General features: G+C 72.2%; 5 protein-coding genes. 4 read left to right on the top strand and 1 reads right to left on the bottom strand.

Translation table 11 applies throughout. From position 1 onward, the window contains the following. The 3 genes from AC2VNT_RS09005 to AC2VNT_RS08995 form a co-directional block, all read left to right on the top strand. A partial coding sequence (locus AC2VNT_RS09005; protein ID WP_486946530.1) for a hypothetical protein occupies positions 1-266 on the top strand: 266 nt, incomplete at its 5' end. Then, positions 259-1,152: a GTPase Era gene (era, locus tag AC2VNT_RS09000; RefSeq protein ID WP_486946529.1), complete on the top strand. Its 894-nt coding sequence runs from the start codon at positions 259-261 to the stop codon at positions 1,150-1,152. The genes AC2VNT_RS09005 and era, both read left to right, overlap by 8 nt. Positions 1,153-1,208: 56 nt before the next feature. Beyond that, on the top strand, positions 1,209-1,871 hold the full coding sequence (locus tag AC2VNT_RS08995; protein WP_486946528.1) for a DUF5642 family protein: 663 nt from the start codon (positions 1,209-1,211) through the stop codon (positions 1,869-1,871). A 3-nt stretch (positions 1,872-1,874) separates the two neighbouring features. On the opposite strand, the gene AC2VNT_RS08990 is transcribed toward AC2VNT_RS08995, so the two are convergent. Further along, a complete protein-coding gene (locus AC2VNT_RS08990; protein ID WP_486946527.1) occupies positions 1,875-3,314 on the bottom strand; it encodes an amidase in 1,440 nt (479 codons plus the stop codon). 70 nt (positions 3,315-3,384) lie between these two features. Between AC2VNT_RS08990 and AC2VNT_RS08985 the strand changes: the two genes are divergently transcribed. Beyond that, the coding region (locus AC2VNT_RS08985; RefSeq protein ID WP_486946531.1) for a recombination protein O N-terminal domain-containing protein at positions 3,385-3,474 on the top strand (90 nt) is incomplete at its 3' end.

Below are 3,474 nucleotides of genomic sequence, written 5' to 3'. Positions count from 1 at the left end.
GCGCCGCGGTGCGCGACCTGGACGGGCGCAGCTACGCGGCGGCGCCGGTGCAGCTGGCCGCGCTGCGGCTGTCGGCGCTGCAGGCCGCGGTCGCGGCGGCGGTCTCCAGCGGCGCGACCGGGCTGGAGGCGGCGGTGCTGGTGGGTGGGGCCGCCGACGACGCCGGCGTCGCCGCGGTGCGCGAGCTGTCGGCGGACGCGGCGGTGATCGTCACCGACCCCGCCGGAACGGTGAGGGCCGTGGCGGAGCACGCCGATCATGGCTGAATTCCGTTCCGGTTTCGTGTGTCTGGTGGGCCGGCCGAACACCGGAAAGTCGACGCTGACCAACGCGCTGGTCGGCTCGAAGGTGGCGATCACCTCGGCGCGGCCGCAGACCACCCGGCACACGATCCGCGGCATCGTGCATCGGGACGGCTTCCAGATCGTCCTGGTGGACACCCCGGGGCTGCATCGGCCGCGCACGCTGCTGGGCAAGCGGCTCAACGAGTTGGTCAAAGACACCTACGCCCAGGTCGACGTCGTCGGGTTGTGCATCCCCGCCGACGAGAAGATCGGCCCCGGCGACCGGTGGATCGTCGAGCAGATCGGGCGGGTCGCGCCGAACACCACCCTGGTGGTCGTCGTCACCAAGACCGACAGGGTCTCCCGGGACCAGCTGGCCCCGCAGCTGGCCGCGGTGGGTGCGTTGGCGCCGGGCAGCGAGGTGGTGCCGGTGTCGGCGGTCACCGGGGCCCAGGTCGACGTGCTGATCGACGTGTTGGCCGCCGCGTTGCCGCCGGGCCCGGCGTTCTACCCCGACGGTGAGTTGACCGACGAGCCGGAGGAGGTGCTGATGGCCGAGTTCATCCGCGAGGCCGCGCTGGACGGGGTGCGCGACGAGCTGCCGCACTCGCTGGCGGTGCTGATCGACGAGGTCAATCCGCGGGAGGGCCAAGAGCTGATCGACGTGCACGCCGTCCTCTACGTCGAGCGGGACAGCCAGAAGGGGATCGTGATCGGCCGGGGCGGGGCCCGGCTGCGGGAGGTCGGCACCGCGGCCCGCGGCCAGATCGAGCGACTGCTGGGCACCCGGGTCTACCTGGATCTGCGGGTCAAGGTCGCCAAGAACTGGCAGCGGGACCCCAAGCAGCTGGGTCGGCTGGGCTTCTGAACGCGGGACCGGGGCCGTTGATCGACCGCGGCGGATGGATTAGGTACATTCCCTGGGTGCGGGTTCGCAAGTCGTTGATTGTCGTGGCGCTCTGCGCGCCGGGCGTGGTCGGCTGCGCGGGAGACCCGCACAAGCCGATCGACACCAGCAAGCTGTTCACCGTCGAGTCGACGTTCGGCTCGGATTTCACGACCCAGACCATGGGCCCCAGCCACATCGCCCCGACGCGGCTCGGGCATAAACTGCCGCCCGGGGTGACGTTCGAGCCGCAAGACTGTCGCGACTACGTCGCCAGCGGCCGGCTGCCCAAGGGCACCAGGGGCCGGATGTCGACGCTGGCGGCCAGCGGCGAAGGCAACCGCTACGTCGCGATCGCCGCGCAGGCCGACAAGGACGTGCCGTTCGACGCGGCGACGGCCGACAAGTGCAAGCACGTCACGTTCGACGCCGCCGAAGGCAAGGTGAAGGGCTTCATCGACACCGTCGACGCCCCGCAGATCGCCGGCGCCACCACGACCGGATCGCACTGGCAGATCGAGACCACCGTCGGCGAGGGCCAGCAGCAGACCCGGGAGGTCTACTACTACTCGGCCTACCTCGGCGACCTGCTGGTGCTGGTCACCGCCAACGCGGTGCAGGCCCGCGACCAGCCGGTGGCGATGGTGGACACCGACCGGGCGCGCAAGCTGCTGGTCGACGCGGTGGCCGCGCTCCACTGACCGCTAGGTGGCGGCGGTGGCCCACCACGGCGTCGGCTGCTCGTCGGCCCACCCGCTGACCCCCTCCAGTTCGGCGGCGAGCGAGACCAGCAGGCCCTCGCTGTTGGCCGGCCCCATCAACTGGACCCCGATCGGCAGCCCGTCGGAGGTGAACCCGGCCGGCACGTTGATCGACGGCCAGCCCAGCGCGTTCCACGGCCAGGTCAACGGGCAGAGCTCGATCATCTTCTGATCGGTCTGCCAGCTGGTCAGGTCGTCGAACGCACCGACCGGCGGCGGCGGCTGGGCGGTGGTCGGCGCCAGCACCACGTCCACGATGCGGAAGATCGAGCCGACCCGGCGCTGAATCCGGACCTCGTGGGCGCGGGCGGAGCGCAGCACCGCCTCGGAGAGCAGCCGGCCGGTGCGCATGTTGGACAGCGTGCGCCGATCCAGCGTCACCTCGTCACCCAGCTGCATCGCCCGGTCGAAGACGCCGGCGGTGGACCGGGACAGGAAGTCCCAGGACAGCCGCAGCCCGTAGTCGGGGTTTCCGGTCACCACGGTGTGGCCGAGCAGCTGCAGCCGGTCGGCGACGGTACGCACCGCCGCGGCGATCTCCGGGTGCAGCCGAGCGCGGAAGAAGGTGAACGGGAACCGGGTGGAGACGGCGATCCGCAGCTGGCCGGGTGCCGTGCCGACCTCGTCGAAGACGGTCACCGGCGGTGGCTTGTGCCGGTCGCCGTCGACGTTGCCGGCCGCCGCGTCGAACACCAGCGCCGCGTCGGCCACGGTGCGGGCCAACACCCCGTTGACGGTGATGCCGTTGAACGCCTCCGGCAGCGGCCAGGTGGAGATGCGGCCACGTTGCGGCTTGATCCCGACCAGATGCGTCCAGGCCGCCGGGATGCGGATGCTCCCGGCGCCGTCCGACCCGATCGCGGCGGCCACCAGGCCCGCCGCCACCGCGGCGGCGCTGCCGCCCGACGAGCCGCCCGGGGTGTGCATCGCCGACCACGGGTTGCGGGTCTGTCCGAAGCCGGGCCCGCCGGTGAACGGCCACTGGCCCAGCTCGCAGGTGTTCGTCTTGCCCACGATCACCGCGCCGGCCGCTTTCAGTCGGCGCACCACCTCGGCGTCGGCGGTGGCCGGCGGCACCCGCCCCGAGGTGCCGAAATAGGTGGCGACGCCGGCGATGTCCACGTCGTCCTTCACCGCGATCGGCACGCCCAGCAGCGGTGCGGTGTCCCCGTCGGCCCGCCGGGCGTCAGCGCGGGCGGCGTCGGCCAGCGCCGACTCGGTGAGCACCACCCGGAACGCGTTCAGGGTGGGCTGGCTGACGTCGCTCGCCCGCAGGCAGCGGCGGACCAGCTGATCGGAGGTGACCGTGCCGCTGGCCAGCTGGTAGAGCTGGTCGGTCAGCGTGGGGAAGCGGGCGGCCGTGGGGGTGGTGGGCGAAGTCATCGCCGACAGCCTATCGACGCGCCGGATCGATGACCGGGAGGGAACCCCGGTGTGGTGCGACACTGATGCGATGCGGCTGTATCGGGACCGGGCGGTGGTGCTGCGCCAGCACAAGCTCGGTGAGGCCGACCGGATCGTCACCCTGCTCACCCGCGACCAC

It is taken from the genome of Mycobacterium sp. TH-M15, from assembly GCF_057473705.1.
This window is presented reverse-complemented; position numbering and strand designations above follow the sequence as displayed.

Bases quoted from the DNA above. Each gene is read 5' to 3' on its own strand.
- era (WP_486946529.1), top strand. From the start codon at position 259: ATGGCTGAATTCCGTTCCGGTTTCGTGTGTCTGGTGGGCCGGCCGAAC.
- AC2VNT_RS08990 (WP_486946527.1), bottom strand. From the start codon at position 3,314: ATGACTTCGCCCACCACCCCCACGGCCGCCCGCTTCCCCACGCTGACC.